Origin of the sequence: Pseudomonas sp. S35 (assembly GCF_009866765.1) — a bacterium.
In the GTDB taxonomy this organism is placed as follows: Bacteria; Pseudomonadota; Gammaproteobacteria; order Pseudomonadales; family Pseudomonadaceae; genus Aquipseudomonas.
In genome coordinates, this window is record NZ_CP019431.1 from 5,367,190 (window position 1) to 5,383,167 (window position 15,978).

The following is a 15,978-nucleotide window of genomic DNA, read 5'->3' on the forward strand; positions in this document are numbered from 1 at the left end:
CGTGCATCACGGGCAGCACTGGGTTAATCGTCGAGGCGCTCTTCTAGTTGGCGCACTTCGTAGGTGAGCTTGTCGAGGAACTGCATGCGCCGCATCAGGCGTTCGGCCTGTTCACGTTGCGCTGCATCATCCCAACAGGCTGCGAAGCTTTCATTGAGCTCATCCTGGGCCACTTTCAGACGACGCTTGAAGACAGCGACACCGGCCACATCGGCTTCGTCCTGCAAGTCTTCGAGCTCTTCACGCCACTGCATCTGCTGCATCAGGAAGTCCGGATCGTGCACCGTGACTTCCAATGGCAGCTCGCCACCATTCATCGCGAGCAGGTAACGCGCGCGCTTGGGTGGATTTTTCAGCGTCTGATAGGCCTCATTGAGGCTGGCCGATTGCTCCAGAGCCAAACGTTGCTCACGCTCGGAAGCGTCAGCGAACCGGTCCGGATGCACCCCACGCGCCAACTCTCGGTAGCGCGTGGCAAGCTGCTCAAGGTCCAGCCGAAAACTCGGCTGCAGCTCGAATAAAGCGAAATGACAAGGAGTACCCACGAATAGCCTCAGATGTTGAAGCTTTCGCCGCAGCCACATTCACCGCGTACGTTGGGGTTGTTGAACTTGAAGCCTTCGTTCAACCCTTCCTTGACGAAATCGAGCTCGGTGCCGTCCAGGTAGGTCAGGCTCTTAGGGTCGATGATCACTTTCTCGCCGTGACTTTCGAACACCTGGTCCTCCTCGACCACCTCGTCGACAAACTCCAGCACGTAGGCAAGGCCGGAACAGCCCGTGGTGCGAACACCCAGACGAATCCCCTCACCTTTACCGCGCCCATTCAGGGAGCGGCGAATGTGCTGCGCAGCCGCTTCTGTCATGCTGATAGCCATCGTTGACTCCTTACTCGTCGCCAAATGCTTAGATCAAGCCTTTCTTCTGCTTGTAGTCGCGAACGGCCGCCTTGATGGCGTCTTCTGCGAGTACGGAGCAGTGAATTTTCACTGGCGGCAGGGCCAGTTCTTCGGCCAGCTGGGTGTTGCTGATAGTCACAGCCTCATCCAGGGTCTTGCCTTTCATCCATTCGGTCGCCAGGGAGCTGGAGGCGATAGCCGAACCGCAGCCGTAAGTCTTGAACTTGGCGTCTTCGATAACGCCAGCTTCGTTGACCTTGATCTGCAGGCGCATGACATCGCCGCACGCCGGAGCGCCGACCATGCCGGTGCCGACATCAGGGTCTTCCGCGTTCATCTTGCCGACGTTGCGCGGGTTTTCGTAGTGGTCGATGACCTTTTCGCTGTAAGCCATGGTACTGAATCCTCACTCATCAGGGCCGCTCTGGAACCCTGTAAAAACGCCTGCGTTTACCGCCACGTTCCTACAGAGCTTGGGTGGCGGCTTCTATAGTTAGTGTGCCGCCCACTCGATCTTGGAAATATCGACACCGTCTTTGAACATGTCCCACAGCGGCGACAGAACGCGCAGCTTGTTGACGGCTTCGCAAACTTTCTGCGCGGCGTAGTCGACTTGCTCTTCAGTGGTGAAGCGGCCGAAGGTAAAGCGGATCGAGCTGTGTGCCAGTTCGTCGTTGCGGCCCAGGGCGCGCAGTACATACGAAGGCTCAAGAGAGGCCGAGGTGCAGGCCGAACCGGACGAAACCGCCAGGTCCTTGAGCGCCATGATCAGCGACTCGCCTTCGACGTAGTTGAAGCTCAAATTCAGGTTGTGCGGTACACGGGCAGTCATGCTGCCGTTGATGTACAGCTCTTCAAGGTTTTCGACCTGCTTGTAGAAGCGATCGCTCAGAGCCTTGATACGCACGTTTTCGGCAGCCATGTCTTCCTTGGCCACACGGAAGGCTTCGCCCATGCCGACGATCTGGTGGGTCGCCAGGGTGCCCGAGCGCATGCCGCGCTCATGACCGCCGCCGTGCATGGTGGCTTCGATACGTACGCGCGGCTTGCGGCTTACGTAGAGGGCACCGATGCCTTTAGGGCCGTAGGTCTTGTGGGCCGAGAACGACATCAGGTCGACTTTCAGCTTCGACAGGTCAATGTCGACCTTGCCGGTGGACTGAGCGGCGTCGACGTGCAGCAGGATGCCCTTGGAACGCGTCAACTCGCCAATGGCGGCGATGTCGTTGATGGTGCCGATTTCGTTGTTCACGTGGATCACGGAAACCAGGATGGTGTCTTCGCGCAGCGCGGCTTCGATCATGGCCGGGGTGACGATACCGTCGGTGGTGGGCTCAAGGTAAGTCACCTCGAAACCTTCACGCTCCAGTTGGCGCATGGTGTCGAGGACAGCCTTGTGCTCAATCTTGGTGGTGATCAGGTGCTTGCCTTTGGTCGCGTAGAAATGCGCGGCGCCCTTGATTGCCAGGTTGTCGGACTCGGTAGCACCGGAGGTCCAGACGATCTCACGCGGGTCGGCGTTAACCAGGTCGGCCACTTGGCGACGAGCGTTCTCGACCGCTTCCTCGGCTTTCCAGCCGAATACGTGGGAACGGGAGGCCGGGTTGCCGAAGTTTCCGTCAACCAGCAGGCATTCGCTCATCTTTTGCGCGACACGCGGATCAACCGGGGTGGTCGCTGAGTAATCAAGGTAAATCGGCAATTTCATGGACTTTCTCCTAAATCAGGCTGGCTGGCGTGCCGTTAGCTCTTCGGCTGTCACTCGACGGCGGACGCTTCAATCTTGTCCAGACGCGGCGCCTTGGTGTTGCAACGGCGCTGGTCCTGACGCTGGGCTACTTCTTGTACCTCACGGCGAGTCACAAGATCAGCCAAGCTGATACCACTCAAAAACTCATGGATCTGCAGGCTCAAATCACACCACAAGTGGTGCGTCAGGCAGGTGTCGCCGGCGTGGCAGTCACCCAGGCCCTGGCATTTGGTTGCGTCGACGGATTCGTTGACCGCATCGATCACCTGGGCTACCTGGATGCCCTGCATGTCGCGGGACAGTTGATAGCCGCCGCCCGGCCCGCGCACGCTGGAAACCAGATTGCTGCGGCGCAACTTGGCAAACAGCTGCTCTAGGTAGGACAGGGAAATGCCTTGGCGCTCGGAGATATCGGCCAGGGACACCGGCCCAGTTTGCGCGTGCAAAGCCAGGTCGAGCATGGCAGTCACCGCGTATCGGCCTTTTGTAGTCAGTCTCATGGACAAGTACCAAGGTGTTTCAGAATGGGAGCAAGTATGCGATTCCCGAGTATTTAAGTCAACTATAAGACCTAGTACTTTAGTCAGGATTACCCGTAAAAAGGGCGCGCGAATCATAGCAGGACGGGGTGGGGACGAACAGCAGGAACAGGGCCGAGCAGGATATGTAAGACCAATGGAGATTAAAATGTGGGAGGGGGCTTGCTCCCACATTAGTTTTGCAATGACTGCGCGACCTTCAGCCGGCCTTGGTTGCAGCTTCGTCCTTGATCTCGGCGAAGTCCTCTTCGCGCAGCTCAGGCAGATCTTTCGCACAGTAGCTGCTGCCCAACTCTTTCAGTGCGCCGCACATACCGTCCAGCTTGCCGTCCACCGCTTGCAGGTGGTCAAGCAACTGGCCGATGGCACGCGCGACCGGGTCGGGCATGTCTTCGCTGACACCGTAGGCATCGAAGCCGATTTTCTCAGCCATGGCCTTGCGCTTGGCTTCCTGTTCGTCACCGACTTGCGGCTTGACGATGATGCGGCCCGGAATGCCGACCACGGTAGCGCCTGGCGGCACCGCCTTGGTCACTACCGCATTGGAACCGACCTTGGCGCCGGCGCCGACCGTGAACGGGCCGAGCACCTTGGCGCCCGCCCCTACCACCACGCCATTTTCCAGGGTTGGATGGCGCTTGCCCTTGTTCCAACTGGTGCCGCCCAGTGTTACACCCTGGTACAGCGTCACGTCATCGCCGATTTCCGCCGTCTCGCCAATGACAATACCCATGCCATGGTCGATAAAAAAACGACGCCCCACCTTGGCCCCCGGATGAATCTCGATCCCGGTCATCCAGCGACCAAAGTTCGACACCAGCCGCGCCAGCCACTTCCAGCCCATCCCCCACAACGCCCCAGACAAACGATGAATCCAGATCGCATGCATGCCCGGGTAGCAGGTCAGCACTTCAAAGGCGTTGCGCGCCGCCGGGTCACGATGGAAAACACTTTGGATATCTTCTCGCAAACGCTCGAACATTTTTAATCCTTCCGCTTAAGAAGCTCGCCACGGGCCGCTTTCTGGGTTTCCGTGAGGATGCCACGCAATATATTCATTTCCGCCCGACTGACCGAGCTACGTCCGTACAAACGACGCAGACGCGCCATCAAGTGCCGTGGTTTTTCCGGATCGAGGAATTCGATGGCCACCAGGGTTTGCTCCAGGTGCTCATAGAACCGTTCAAGCTCGTCCATCGTGGCCAATTCGCCACTTTTGGTCGATGCAACCTCATCCTTCTCCACCTTGCTCGGCTGGCCTTCTGCGGCCAGCCAGGCCATGCGCACTTCATAGCTCAACACCTGCACTGCCGCCCCAAGGTTCAGCGAACTGAACTCAGGGTCTGAAGGTATGTGCACGTGGTAGTGACATCGCTGCAGCTCTTCATTGGTGAGGCCGGAGTCTTCACGACCAAACACCAGGGCGATCTCAGCACCACCGGCGGCCTCCTGCACCACTTTGCTGCCGCATTCACGCGGATCAAGCAGCGGCCAAGGGATACGACGGTCACGGGCGCTGGTGCCGAGCACCAGGTTACAGCCGACCAAGGCATCTTCCAGCGTGGCGACGACCTGGGCTTTTTCCAGGATGTCATTAGCACCGGACGCACGGGCATCGGCCTCGTGGTGCGGGAACACGCGCGGTTCGACCAGCACCAGGCGCGTCAGCCCCATGTTTTTCATGGCTCGCGCCACCCCGCCGATATTGCCGGGATGACTGGTATTGACCAAGACGACACGAATGTTTTGCAGCACGGGAGGCGCTCTCGGACACGGGAAAGGGGAGCAAATCTTACAGAACCGCCTAAGGTTATGCCATGAAAGCTAACGTCGCCCTTCACCTGAAGAAAGTTTCTGCTAGAATGCTCGGCTTTCTTTAACAACCTTAGGTGACACATCCATGCAGCCCATGCTGAATATCGCGCTGCGCGCCGCCCGCAGCGCCAGTGAATTGATCTTCCGCTCCATCGAGCGCCTGGATACCATCAAGGTCGACGAAAAAGACGCCAAGGATTACGTATCCGAGGTGGACCGCGCCGCCGAGCAGAAAATCATCGACGCGCTGCGCAAGGCCTACCCTACCCACGGCATTCTCGGCGAAGAAACCGGCCTGCACAAAGGCAGCGGCGAAGGCGAAGACTACCTGTGGATCATCGACCCACTGGATGGCACCACCAACTTCCTGCGCGGCATCCCACACTTTGCAGTGAGCATCGCCTGCAAATACCGTGGCCGCCTGGAACACGCCGTTGTCCTCGACCCGGTTCGCCAGGAAGAATTCACCGCCAGCCGTGGCCGTGGCGCCCAACTGAACGGTCGCCGCCTGCGCGTCAGCGGTCGTACCAGCCTGGACGGCGCCCTGCTGGGCACTGGCTTCCCGTTCCGTGACGACCAAATGGACAACCTGGAAAACTACCTGGGCATGTTCCGCGCCCTGGTTGGCCAGACCGCTGGCATCCGTCGCGCCGGCGCTGCCAGCCTGGACCTGGCTTATGTCGCTGCCGGTCGTTTTGATGCGTTCTGGGAGTCGGGCCTGTCCGAGTGGGACATGGCAGCGGGTGCCCTGCTGATCCAAGAGGCCGGCGGCCTGGTGAGCGATTTCACTGGCGGTCATGACTTCCTGGAAAAAGGCCACGTGGTCGCTGGCAACACCAAGTGCTTCAAGGCAGTGCTGACGGCGATCCAGCCGCACCTGCCAGCTTCACTGAAGCGCTAAGCGAGCGAGCAAAAAAAAGCACCCTTCGGGGTGCTTTTTTTATGCCTGGGATTTGGCGTGAGGCTAAATGCCAGCCGCACCAAAAATCAAATATGGGAGGCGGCTTGCCCCTCCCACATTTTTAACTGAAGCAGGCTCTGGTTTACTGCTGGTTCTGGCCCAGGACGAGACGCCCTTCCTTATCGACCGGAATCTGGCCGCCTGGATCACGGTCCATACGCACCGAGCCTTCCTTGCCGTCCAGGGTGTAACGCACGTCATAGCCGACTACCTTGTCGCTGATGTCGTTGACGGTGTTGCAACGGGTTTGCGTGGTGGTGTAGGTATCGCGGTTCTGCATGCCTTCCTGAACCTTGTTACCGGCATAACCACCGCCGACTGCACCGGCGACAGTGGCCAGTTTCTTGCCGTTACCGCCACCAATCTGGTTACCCAGCAAGCCACCCGCCAGGGCACCTACCACGGTACCGGCGATTTGATGCTGATCCTGCACCGGGCGCTGCCGGGTCACTGCGACGTCCTTGCAGACTTCGCGAGGCGTCTTGATCTGGGTTTTTACCGGCTGCACTGCCAGCACTTGCGCATACTCAGGGCCGCTTTTTACCAGGCTGTAGGTGGCAACAGCACCCCCGGCAGTCACACCGACAGCACCCAATACCGCACCAACCAGTAACGACTTGTTCACGTTGAACCTCCTGACCATCACAAACGGATCGGAAGATCCGCGCTATACCCAGCCTTGGAGCAAAAAAAAAGGCGCGAGTTCAATACTCGCGCCTTTCTTGTAACAGCAGATCAACAAACGCCCATCAAGGACGGTCGTCGACCTCCTTGCCAGTCGCGGCAGGAGGGATCAAATCTTCACTGTTGAGGTTCAGCCAGATCAGCACCACGTTCGCGATGTAGATCGACGAGTAGGTACCCGCCAGAACGCCGATAAACAGCGCCAGGGAGAAGCCCCACAGGTTGTCGCCACCGAAGATCATCAATGCCGCGATCGCCAGCAAGGTAGAGATCGATGTCGCCATGGTCCGCAGCAGTGTCTGGGTCGTGGAGATATTGATGTTCTCGATCAACGTCGCCTTGCGCAGCACGCGGAAGTTCTCGCGAACCCGGTCGAATACCACGATGGTGTCGTTGAGGGAGTAGCCAATGATCGCCAGCACGGCAGCCAGTACGGTCAGGTCGAAGGTGATCTGGAAGTAGGCCAGGATGCCCACGGTCACGATCACGTCGTGGATCAGCGACACAATGGCGCCGACACCGAACTTCCACTGAAAGCGGAACGCCAGGTAGATCATGATGCCGACCAGCGCCATCAGCATGCCGAGGCCGCCCTGGTCGCGCAGCTCTTCACCGACTTGCGGGCCGACGAACTCGACACGCTTGACCGACGCAGGGTTGTCGCCGCCGACCTTCTGCAAGGCCTCGGCTACCTGATGACCCAGCTGTGGGTCTTCGCCTGGCATGCGCACCAGCAGGTCGGTAGTCGCACCGAAGCTCTGCACGATGGCTTCGTGATAGCCAGCCTTGACCAGCTCGTTGCGCACCAGGGTAACGTCGGCCGGCTTCTCGTAGGTCAGCTCGATGAGCGTACCGCCAGTGAAGTCCAGACCGTAGTTCAGGCCCTTATGGAACCAGCTGAACAACGCCAGAACGGTAAGGAGCACTGTGGCGCCGAACGCAATGTTGCGAACGCCCATGAAGTTGATTGTACGTAACATGGCAGCCCCTTAAATCCACAACTTCTTGAAGTCACGCCCGCCAAAGATCAGGTTGACCATTGCGCGGGTCACCATGATGGCCGTGAACATCGAGGTAAAGATACCGAGGGACATGGTCACCGCAAAGCCTTTGACCGGGCCGGTGCCCATGGCAAAGAGAATCCCGCCGACCAGCAACGTGGTCAGGTTGGAGTCGAGAATCGCGGTAAATGCCCGGCCGAAGCCTTCGTTGATTGCGCGCTGTACGGTCATGCCGGCGGCGATCTCTTCACGAATCCGCGAGAAGATCAGCACGTTGGCATCCACCGCCATACCCATAGTGAGTACGATACCGGCGATACCCGGCAGGGTCAGCGTAGCACCCAGCAGCGACATCAAGGCCAGCAACATCACCATGTTGCCCGCCAAGGCTACTGTGGCGATAACGCCGAAGAAGCGGTAGATGGCAATGATGAACAGCGACACGAACAGCATGCCCCACAGTGCAGCATCCACACCCTTGGTGATGTTGTCCGCACCCAGGCTTGGGCCGATGGTGCGCTCTTCAGCGAAGTACATCGGGGCCGCGAGGCCACCGGCACGCAGCAGCAGGGCCAGCTCCGAGGATTCACCCTGGCCGTTCAGGCCAGTGATACGGAATTGAGCACCCAGCGGCGACTGAATAGTCGCCAGGCTGATGATCTTCTTCTCTTCCTTGAAGGTCTGCACCGGCACGTCTTTCTCGACGCCGTTGACCATTTGCTTGGTGTAGGTAGTGACAGGGCGTTGCTCGATGAAGATCACCGCCATGCTGCGGCCGACGTTGCTGCGCGTGGCGCGGCTCATCAGCTCGCCGCCGTGACCATCCAGGCGGATGTTCACTTCAGGCGTACCGTGCTCGCCGAAACCGGCCTTGGCATCAGTCACCTGGTCACCGGTGATGATCAAGCCACGCTCGATCTGCGCGGGAGGACGGTTGCCTTCACGAAATTCGAATTCCTCGGACGTCGCACGCGAAGCACCTGGTTCAGCTGCAAGGCGGAATTCCAGGTTGGCGGTTTTACCCAGGATACGCTTGGCTTCAGCGGTGTCCTGTACGCCTGGCAACTCAACCACGATGCGGTTGGCGCCCTGGCGCTGCACGATCGGCTCAGCCACACCCAGCTCGTTGACGCGGTTACGTACCGTGGTCAAGTTCTGCTTGATGGAGTATTCGCGGATTTCCGCGATCTTGGCCGGGCTCATGGCCAGACGCAGTACAGCCTGGCCATTCAGGTCGGCCGGTACGATGTCGAAATCGTTGAAGTTCTTGCGGATCAGCGCACGGGCTTGTTCGCGGGAAGCTTCATCAGAGAAGCCCAACTGGATAGCACCGTTGAGCTGCGGCAGGCTGCGATAGCGCAGCTTCTCTTTACGCAGCAAGCTCTTCACGTCGCCTTCGTAGACTTTCAGGCGTGCGTCGAGGGCTTTGTCCATGTCGACTTCCAGCAGGAAGTGAACACCACCGGACAAGTCCAGACCCAGCTTCATCGGGTGCGCGCCAATGCTGCGCAGCCATTGTGGCGTGGTCTGTGCCAGGTTGAGCGCGACAACGTAGTCGTCACCCATCGCCTTGCGCACAACATCCTTGGCCGGCAATTGGTCTTCTTGCTTGGTCAGGCGCAACAAGCCGCCCTTCGCACCAGCTGCCAATGTTGCCGCTTTGACCTGGATACCCGCATCAGTGAGCGCTTTGCTCGCGCGTTCCAGATCAGCCTGATTGACCTGCAGCGAAGTGCTGGCGCCAGTGATCTGGATCGCCGGGTCATCAGGATAAAGATTGGGAGCGGAATAAATAAAACCGATCGCCAGCACCGCCAGGATCAGTACGTATTTCCACAGAGGGTATTTGTTCAGCATCACGCCGCCCGCTTATAACGCGGGGCGCCTTGCGCGCCCCGTCGATTGGTAAAGGTTGTTACTTAGATCGCTTTGAGCGTGCCTTTTGGCAGCGTGGCGGCGATGGCGCCCTTCTGGAACTTCATTTCTACGGTGTCGGATACTTCCAGAACCACGAAAGCGTCGGAAACCTTGGTGATCTTGCCGGCGATGCCGCCAGTGGTCACAACTTCGTCACCTTTCTGCAGGCTGCCCAGCAGGTTTTTCTGCTCTTTGGCGCGCTTGGCCTGTGGGCGCCAGATCATCAGGTAGAAGATGACCAGGAAGCCGACCAGGAAAATCCACTCGAAACCACCGCCCATAGGGCCGGCAGCAGCAGGCGCAGCGGCGTCAGCCATGGCGTTAGAGATAAAAAAGCTCATTTAGCACTCCAGTTGCAAATAGTGAATCTTAGGGTCGGAAAACTCAGTCCAAGGGCGGCACAGGGAGCCCGCGCTTGGCATAGAAGGCATCGACGAAGGCGGCCAATGTACCCTGTTGAATAGCCTCGCGCAAACCAGCCATCAGGACTTGGTAGTGACGCAAATTGTGGATGGTATTCAACATGCTACCCAGCATTTCCCCGCATTTGTCCAGATGGTGCAGATAAGCACGGGAGAAGTTCTGGCAGGTGTAGCAATCACACGTGGGATCGAGCGGCGAATCATCATGGCGATGGAACGCGTTACGGATCTTCAGCACGCCAGTATCGATGAACAGATGCCCATTGCGGGCATTACGGGTTGGCATCACGCAATCGAACATGTCCACACCGCGGCGCACACCCTCTACGAGATCTTCCGGTTTGCCAACGCCCATAAGGTAACGAGGTTTGTCAGCCGGCATCAGGCCCGGCAGGTAATCCAGCACCTTGATCATTTCGTGCTTGGGCTCGCCTACCGACAAACCGCCGATGGCCAAACCATCAAAGCCGATTTTATCGAGGCCCTCAAGCGAGCGTTTGCGCAGGCTTTCATGCATACCGCCTTGGACGATGCCGAACAGCGCTGCAGTGTTGTCGCCATGGGCATTCTTCGAGCGCTGGGCCCAACGCAACGACAGCTCCATGGAAATACGGGCAACGTCCTCATCGGCTGGGTACGGTGTGCACTCGTCAAAAATCATCACGATGTCGGAGCCCAGGTCACGCTGCACCTGCATGGACTCTTCCGGCCCCATGAACACCTTGGATCCGTCCACTGGCGAGGCGAAGGTCACGCCCTCTTCCTTGATCTTGCGCATGGCGCCCAGGCTGAACACTTGGAAGCCACCTGAGTCGGTGAGGATCGGGCCTTGCCACTTCATGAAGTCATGCAGGTCGCCATGCTTCTTGATCACTTCCGTACCCGGGCGCAGCCATAGGTGGAAGGTGTTGCCGAGGATGATTTCGGCGCCGGTGGCGACGATGTCACGGGGCAACATGCCCTTGACGGTGCCGTAGGTGCCAACCGGCATGAACGCCGGGGTCTCTACGGTGCCGCGTGGAAAGGTCAGGCGACCACGTCGGGCTTTACCGTCGGTGGCCAACAATTCAAACGACATACGACTCATAAGGTTTCCTCTGGGCCGCGTGGCGCCGGGTTACGGGTGATAAACATCGCATCACCGTAGCTGAAAAAACGGTATCCATTGTCGATGGCAGCCTGGTAGGCGGCCATGGTTTCGGGATAACCGGCAAATGCCGACACCAGCATCAATAGCGTGGATTCCGGCAAATGGAAGTTGGTCACTAGGCAATCGACCACATGGAATGGCCGGCCTGGGAAAATAAAGATATCGGTGTCGCCACTGAACGGCTTGAGCACGCCGTCCTGGGCAGCACTTTCCAGGGAGCGCACGCTGGTGGTACCCACCGCCACCACCCGCCCGCCGCGCGCCTTGCACGCAGCCACTGCGTCCACGACTTCCTGACTGACTTCCAGCCATTCGCTGTGCATATGGTGATCTTCGATGTTATCCACACGTACCGGCTGAAACGTGCCGGCCCCCACGTGCAGGGTCACATAGGCGGTCTCGACGCCCTTGGCGGCAATCGCATCCAGCAGCAACTGGTCGAAATGCAGCCCGGCAGTTGGCGCCGCCACAGCACCGAGGCGCTGGGAGTACACCGTCTGATAGCGCTCGCGGTCCGAGTCTTCGTCGGGGCGGTCTATATAGGGGGGCAACGGCATATGGCCGACGCGCTCCAACAGCGGCAACACCTCTTCGGCGAACTTGAGCTCGAACAGCGCGTCATGGCGCGCGACCATCTCGGCTTCGCCACCGCCATCGATCAAGATGCTCGACCCCGGTTTCGGCGACTTGCTGGAACGCACATGGGCCAACACACGATGGCTGTCCAGCACCCGCTCCACCAGGATTTCCAGCTTACCGCCGGAGGCTTTCTGGCCGAACAACCGCGCCGGAATCACCCGGGTATTGTTGAACACCATCAAATCGCCTGGGCGTAAATGCTCAAGCAAATCAGTGAATTGACGGTGTGCGAGGGCACCGCTGACCCCGTCAAGGGTCAGCAGTCGGCTGGCGCGACGCTCGGCCAAAGGGTGGCGAGCGATCAGCGAATCAGGCAGTTCAAAAGTAAAGTCAGCAACGCGCATGATGGGGTTCGTCTAGCAGGGCCGGGAAGTCTAGCGGAAATAGTGAAAATAGACCATGAAACGTGATTGACCAACGGTAATCTCATCTCTATACTTCGCCGCCATTGAGCCCTGATGGCGGAATTGGTAGACGCGGCGGATTCAAAATCCGTTTTCGAAAGGAGTGGGAGTTCGAGTCTCCCTCGGGGCACCAAGATTTTCCTTTAAAATCAAGCACTTACCAGCTTACGGTTTTAAAGTTTTGGAAGTGATATTTGGAAGTGTTTTTGGAACTTCCAAATCAAAGAACCCGGCCTACGCGCCGGGTTTTTTATTGCTCAAAAATCGCTCAAAGCCACAGCCTGCAAGGGTTCCTCTGGTCCATGCCCCTCCCCTCAAAATTATCAGGCTGAAAACGCCTTTTCTGCTTTTCCAGAGCTTCCACTCCTAGCAACCCCTGAAGGCACATCTTCCCGCGCAGCGGAATGCATCAAATGCTAGATTCTCGAATCGTCCGAGGATTTCTACCAATATGCTCATGCAGCTCCTGACCAGCCTCTTGCCTACCCTCACACCCGATAACACCAAGATCCATTTGGCACAGCACAACGGGATCGAACACCCAATGGACGTGTACCTGGCTGGGGACTTTGATGAGTGGCAGTCGTGGCAGTCGAGGAAGAATTTCGAGTGCCGATACGTCATCGGCCTTGTTGAGATTCCAGAGTCCAAGAACTGGCTCCTAGCTGGGATCTACGATTCGTTGAAGGTGAAAGAGGTACGCCAAGGCAAGGTCAATCGTGATTACGTTTACGAATACCGCCGTGTGCCAGAGTTCGAAGAGCTGGCGGGGAGATTGGTCCTTGAGTACAAAAAACCAAGGGCCAACTACCTGTACCTCAAGACATGCATGCCCACGATGAAGCTGTCTGAAATCCTAGAAAGGAAAATGACCGTGGGGGGATTCCCCGGCTTCAAGGATGTGAACATTAGCTTTCAAGAATTGAAAATCATCGCCAGGGAAGGGATTGTGTCGTGGCAGACTGCTTTGAGCAGTGTTGCAGGCGTTTACCTAATATCCGACCGCACCGAGGGTGAACACCAGCTATATGTAGGCTCTGCCACAGGCACAGGTGGCTTGTGGGATCGTTGGGTGACTTACTCAAAGAATGGGCATGGCGGTAACACCCGCATACGTGACCTTCATCTGAAACGTGGTGAGACGTTTTCTGAAAGTTTCAGATTCAGCATCTTAGAAATTGCCGATAAGCATACTGGCACTGAAGAAATGAAGGAAAAGGAGATTCACTGCTGTCGGCGCTGAATGAAAACTGACCCACCCTGCCGATTGAAAATTGACCCAGGGCGGATTGCTGATTTTGGCATCAGCAATTGTGGATAAGCTTAGCAGTCGTGTCCCGGTGGAAGAGGCATTAAAGCCCCACCGCATTTGGGCATGCGGCAGGGTATTTTCGGTGCGGATCAAAACAGCTCATCGTCCTCGGCACCATCATTGTCTTTGCGCTTTCGTTCACGTGATTTGATCTTGGTCTGGGCGACCAAGCTGCTGTGTTGCAGGCGGTAGGACTCGTTGCCCGTTTCGACGATGTGGCAGTGGTGTGTCAGCCGATCCAGCAACGCCGTTGTCATCTTGGCGTCACCAAACACGCTCGACCATTCCGAGAAGCTGAGGTTGGTGGTGATCACCACGCTGGTGTGCTCGTACAGCTTGGACAGCAAATGAAATAACAGGGCACCACCGCTCTGGCTGAAGGGCAAATACCCCAGTTCATCGAGTATCACCAGGTCTGTTCGTAGCAGCCCTTGAGCGATGCGGCCCGTCTTGCCGTCGTACTTTTCGCGCTCCAGCAGATTGACCAGATCCACCGTGGAGTAGAAGCGCACGCGTTTGTGATGCGTCGTGATCCCGGAAACGGCCAAGGCGGTGGCGAGGTGTGTTTTGCCTGTTCCAGGCCCGCCGATGAACACGACATTCTGCGCGGTATCGGTGAACTCCAGGTTGGACAGATCCCTGATCAGGCGGGCATCTGCGCTGGAAGCGCTGAAGTCGAAGCCGGCCAAATCACGATGCATGGGCAGTTTGGCCATGTTCATCTGATGATTCACTGAGCGCACCGCTCGATCTGCATGTTCTTGTTGAAGCAGATGTTCGAGCAGCCATTTCGAGGATGCCGTCGAAGCTTCTCCTTGCGAGGCTAGTTCTTCCCAGGCGCTGGCCATGCCATGCAGACGCAGTTCTTTGAGTTCCGCCATAAGATCACGCATTGCGAGTCTCCTCATCGGTGGTACGGAGCCGGTCGTAGCGTGCCGTATTGGCGACAGGCGCTATCTTGAGTTGAAGGCTGGTTTCGGCAGACGGAGGGGCTGCTGTCGATGTCAGTCGAGCCAGGACATTCAGGATGTGGTCAGCACTCAAGCTGCCGGATTCAAGTACCAACTCCACAGCCACCAATACGGCGTCGAGCCCGGCGATGGGAACAGCCGCCAGTACTTGAGTCATGACTCGATCACCATTGGTGTGCCGCCTCAGACCGCGTTTTAGCAGTTGCAACGGCTTCGGCAGATCGGCAAACGGAGCGCCATTGCGCAGCGCACCGGGCTTGCGTTCGATGAGCGGGATGTAATGCTGCCAGTCAAAACTGACCTGATCTCGATCAAACAGGCGCTCGTGACTGGCAATCATCGTTTCATCGGCGATGACCACCACCCGTGTGGGATACAAACGGCTGCTGACCCACTGGCCGACCCGCTCACACGGCACCGAGTAGCGATTTCGCGCCACGCTGATCAGGCAGGTGCTGGAGACCCGTACGGTGCGCTCGACGTAGCCATCAAAGGCAGTCGGCATCGGCATCAATTCGGCGCGTTCTAGCTCCAGGACGTCCGCCACTGTCAGCCCGTTGTACTGCGGGTGCACCAGTTCGTCCCAGAGCGCACGGCAGCGTTGGCCGAGCCAGGCATTCAATTCCTCGAAGGTATGGAACATGCAGTTTTGAGCATCGAGCCAGATGCGCCGTCGGCTGTCTTGAACGTTCTTTTCAACGATGCCTTTTTCCCAGCCGGAGGCCACGTTGCAGAAGTCCGGATCGAATAGGTAGTGGGCACACATGACGGCAAACCGGGCATTGACTGTGCGGCCTTTGCCTTTGTTGACCTTGTCGACAGCCGTTTTCATATTGTCGTAGATGCCGCGACGCGGCACCCCACCTAACGCGCCAAACGAGCGGGTATGGGCATCGAACAACATCTCGTGGCCTTGGCTGGGATACGCAACCAACCAAAATGCGCGACTGGCGCACAGCTTCATATGGGAGACCTGGATGCGTCGGAACAGGCCGCCGATCAGCAGACCTTCTTCGCTCCAGTCGAATTGAAAGGCCTCCCCGAGTGCAAAGGTCAGCGGCACAAAGGCCCGAAAAGACTTGCCTTGCTCGCCGCGCCACGCGCGTATGAAGGCGGTGAGCTGGCTGTAGCCGCCGTCGTAGCCCTCGGCCTTGATCTGCTCGAAGAGTGCTTTGGCACTCCTGCGGTTGTGCTTTGCCCGAAACGAATCGGCCTTGAGCGCCTGCTCCAGCGTCTCGTGAAATGGACTGAGTTTGTTGAAGGTTGCGCACCGTTGGTACGCCGGCTGGGTGGCTTCGGGTGCTCTGACCCATTTTCGAATGGTGTTTCTCGACAGTCCGGTACGCTTGGCTATCTGATGCAGCGAGAGCTTGTCGCGGAAGTACATCCGCCGGATTTTTCCCAACATTTCCATGCTGATCACCCTGTGTTCTCCTGCTCGAAAAGTGAGCAGAAGCAGTTGAACACCTGGGTCAGTTTTCAGTCGGCAGAACAGCCTTTACTGGGTCAGTTTTC

The 15,978-nt window shown here is 57.9% G+C and carries 17 protein-coding genes and 1 tRNA gene; 3 read left to right on the top strand and 15 right to left on the bottom strand.

Annotation, left to right across the window (positions count from 1 at the left end; translation table 11 throughout):
- Positions 1 to 23: 23 nt before the first annotated feature.
- The 7 genes from hscB to trmJ all read right to left on the bottom strand — a co-directional run bounded on the left by hscB (position 24) and on the right by trmJ (position 4,942).
- Positions 24 to 545: a co-chaperone HscB gene (gene hscB / locus PspS35_RS24100; RefSeq protein WP_159937080.1), complete on the bottom strand. Its 522-nt coding sequence runs from the start codon at positions 543 to 545 to the stop codon at positions 24 to 26.
- Positions 546 to 553: 8 nt separating this feature from the next.
- Positions 554 to 877 carry an iron-sulfur cluster assembly protein IscA gene (iscA, locus tag PspS35_RS24105; RefSeq protein WP_003209680.1) on the bottom strand — a complete coding sequence of 108 codons (324 nt, stop codon included), beginning with the start codon at positions 875 to 877 and terminating at the stop codon, positions 554 to 556.
- Positions 878 to 905: 28 nt separating this feature from the next.
- Entirely contained in the window at positions 906 to 1,292 is a 387-nt protein-coding gene (iscU, locus tag PspS35_RS24110; protein WP_003209682.1) for a Fe-S cluster assembly scaffold IscU, read from the bottom strand.
- A gap of 99 nt (positions 1,293 to 1,391) precedes the next feature.
- A complete protein-coding gene (locus PspS35_RS24115) occupies positions 1,392 to 2,606 on the bottom strand; it encodes an IscS subfamily cysteine desulfurase (RefSeq protein ID WP_112196678.1) in 1,215 nt (404 codons plus the stop codon).
- Positions 2,607 to 2,656: 50 nt separating this feature from the next.
- Positions 2,657 to 3,148 (bottom strand): Fe-S cluster assembly transcriptional regulator IscR, encoded by a 492-nt coding sequence (iscR, locus tag PspS35_RS24120; protein WP_003194020.1) that lies wholly within the window; start codon positions 3,146 to 3,148, stop codon positions 2,657 to 2,659.
- Between the two features lie 238 nt (positions 3,149 to 3,386).
- Positions 3,387 to 4,169, bottom strand: coding sequence for a serine O-acetyltransferase (gene cysE / locus PspS35_RS24125; protein WP_159937081.1), 783 nt, complete (start codon positions 4,167 to 4,169; stop codon positions 3,387 to 3,389).
- Positions 4,170 to 4,171: 2 nt separating this feature from the next.
- Positions 4,172 to 4,942 carry a tRNA (cytosine(32)/uridine(32)-2'-O)-methyltransferase TrmJ gene (trmJ, locus tag PspS35_RS24130; RefSeq protein ID WP_159937082.1) on the bottom strand — a complete coding sequence of 257 codons (771 nt, stop codon included), beginning with the start codon at positions 4,940 to 4,942 and terminating at the stop codon, positions 4,172 to 4,174.
- A gap of 145 nt (positions 4,943 to 5,087) precedes the next feature.
- Between trmJ and suhB the strand changes: the two genes are divergently transcribed.
- Positions 5,088 to 5,903 (top strand): inositol-phosphate phosphatase, encoded by an 816-nt coding sequence (gene suhB, locus PspS35_RS24135; RefSeq protein ID WP_003175971.1) that lies wholly within the window; start codon positions 5,088 to 5,090, stop codon positions 5,901 to 5,903.
- A gap of 142 nt (positions 5,904 to 6,045) precedes the next feature.
- Here the strand turns inward: suhB and PspS35_RS24140 are convergent, their stop codons facing one another.
- The 6 genes from PspS35_RS24140 to queA all read right to left on the bottom strand — a co-directional run bounded on the left by PspS35_RS24140 (position 6,046) and on the right by queA (position 12,120).
- The gene (locus PspS35_RS24140) at positions 6,046 to 6,588 is read right to left on the bottom strand and encodes a glycine zipper 2TM domain-containing protein (RefSeq protein WP_032890678.1); all 543 of its coding nucleotides are present in this window, start codon (positions 6,586 to 6,588) and stop codon (positions 6,046 to 6,048) included.
- Between the two features lie 124 nt (positions 6,589 to 6,712).
- Complete coding sequence (gene secF, locus PspS35_RS24145) at positions 6,713 to 7,627, bottom strand: protein translocase subunit SecF (RefSeq protein WP_159937083.1); 915 nt, start codon at positions 7,625 to 7,627, stop codon at positions 6,713 to 6,715.
- 9 nt (positions 7,628 to 7,636) lie between these two features.
- On the bottom strand, positions 7,637 to 9,505 hold the full coding sequence (gene secD, locus PspS35_RS24150) for a protein translocase subunit SecD (RefSeq protein ID WP_159937084.1): 1,869 nt from the start codon (positions 9,503 to 9,505) through the stop codon (positions 7,637 to 7,639).
- A 62-nt stretch (positions 9,506 to 9,567) separates the two neighbouring features.
- Entirely contained in the window at positions 9,568 to 9,906 is a 339-nt protein-coding gene (gene yajC / locus PspS35_RS24155; RefSeq protein ID WP_003175975.1) for a preprotein translocase subunit YajC, read from the bottom strand.
- 43 nt (positions 9,907 to 9,949) lie between these two features.
- Entirely contained in the window at positions 9,950 to 11,065 is a 1,116-nt protein-coding gene (tgt, locus tag PspS35_RS24160; RefSeq protein ID WP_003175976.1) for a tRNA guanosine(34) transglycosylase Tgt, read from the bottom strand.
- 5 nt (positions 11,066 to 11,070) lie between these two features.
- Complete coding sequence (queA, locus tag PspS35_RS24165; RefSeq protein ID WP_159937085.1) at positions 11,071 to 12,120, bottom strand: tRNA preQ1(34) S-adenosylmethionine ribosyltransferase-isomerase QueA; 1,050 nt, start codon at positions 12,118 to 12,120, stop codon at positions 11,071 to 11,073.
- 108 nt (positions 12,121 to 12,228) lie between these two features.
- Here queA and PspS35_RS24170 point away from each other — a divergent pair.
- Together PspS35_RS24170 and PspS35_RS24175 are read left to right on the top strand one after the other, a co-directional pair.
- A tRNA-Leu gene (locus PspS35_RS24170) sits at positions 12,229 to 12,313 on the top strand.
- Positions 12,314 to 12,631: 318 nt separating this feature from the next.
- The gene (locus tag PspS35_RS24175; RefSeq protein WP_159937086.1) at positions 12,632 to 13,423 is read left to right on the top strand and encodes a GIY-YIG nuclease family protein; all 792 of its coding nucleotides are present in this window, start codon (positions 12,632 to 12,634) and stop codon (positions 13,421 to 13,423) included.
- A 158-nt stretch (positions 13,424 to 13,581) separates the two neighbouring features.
- Here the strand turns inward: PspS35_RS24175 and istB are convergent, their stop codons facing one another.
- Positions 13,582 to 14,385, bottom strand: coding sequence for an IS21-like element helper ATPase IstB (gene istB, locus PspS35_RS24180; RefSeq protein WP_010466203.1), 804 nt, complete (start codon positions 14,383 to 14,385; stop codon positions 13,582 to 13,584).
- The gene (gene istA / locus PspS35_RS24185) at positions 14,378 to 15,877 is read right to left on the bottom strand and encodes an IS21-like element ISPpu27 family transposase (RefSeq protein WP_159935364.1); all 1,500 of its coding nucleotides are present in this window, start codon (positions 15,875 to 15,877) and stop codon (positions 14,378 to 14,380) included. Before istA ends, istB begins: the two co-directional genes overlap by 8 nt.
- Positions 15,878 to 15,978: the final 101 nt, after the last annotated feature.

What these genes read in the sequence shown, in the direction of transcription:
- queA (WP_159937085.1), bottom strand. Translation starts at nt 12,120, where the DNA reads ATGCGCGTTGCTGACTTTACTTTTGAACTGCCTGATTCGCTGATCGCT.
- PspS35_RS24115 (WP_112196678.1), bottom strand. Translation starts at nt 2,606, where the DNA reads ATGAAATTGCCGATTTACCTTGATTACTCAGCGACCACCCCGGTTGAT.
- cysE (WP_159937081.1), bottom strand. Translation starts at nt 4,169, where the DNA reads ATGTTCGAGCGTTTGCGAGAAGATATCCAAAGTGTTTTCCATCGTGAC.
- PspS35_RS24175 (WP_159937086.1), top strand. Translation starts at nt 12,632, where the DNA reads ATGCTCATGCAGCTCCTGACCAGCCTCTTGCCTACCCTCACACCCGAT.
- secD (WP_159937084.1), bottom strand. Translation starts at nt 9,505, where the DNA reads ATGCTGAACAAATACCCTCTGTGGAAATACGTACTGATCCTGGCGGTG.
- istA (WP_159935364.1), bottom strand. Translation starts at nt 15,877, where the DNA reads ATGGAAATGTTGGGAAAAATCCGGCGGATGTACTTCCGCGACAAGCTC.
- yajC (WP_003175975.1), bottom strand. Translation starts at nt 9,906, where the DNA reads ATGAGCTTTTTTATCTCTAACGCCATGGCTGACGCCGCTGCGCCTGCT.
- suhB (WP_003175971.1), top strand. Translation starts at nt 5,088, where the DNA reads ATGCAGCCCATGCTGAATATCGCGCTGCGCGCCGCCCGCAGCGCCAGT.
- iscA (WP_003209680.1), bottom strand. Translation starts at nt 877, where the DNA reads ATGGCTATCAGCATGACAGAAGCGGCTGCGCAGCACATTCGCCGCTCC.
- iscU (WP_003209682.1), bottom strand. Translation starts at nt 1,292, where the DNA reads ATGGCTTACAGCGAAAAGGTCATCGACCACTACGAAAACCCGCGCAAC.
- secF (WP_159937083.1), bottom strand. Translation starts at nt 7,627, where the DNA reads ATGTTACGTACAATCAACTTCATGGGCGTTCGCAACATTGCGTTCGGC.
- iscR (WP_003194020.1), bottom strand. Translation starts at nt 3,148, where the DNA reads ATGAGACTGACTACAAAAGGCCGATACGCGGTGACTGCCATGCTCGAC.
- istB (WP_010466203.1), bottom strand. Translation starts at nt 14,385, where the DNA reads ATGCGTGATCTTATGGCGGAACTCAAAGAACTGCGTCTGCATGGCATG.
- tgt (WP_003175976.1), bottom strand. Translation starts at nt 11,065, where the DNA reads ATGTCGTTTGAATTGTTGGCCACCGACGGTAAAGCCCGACGTGGTCGC.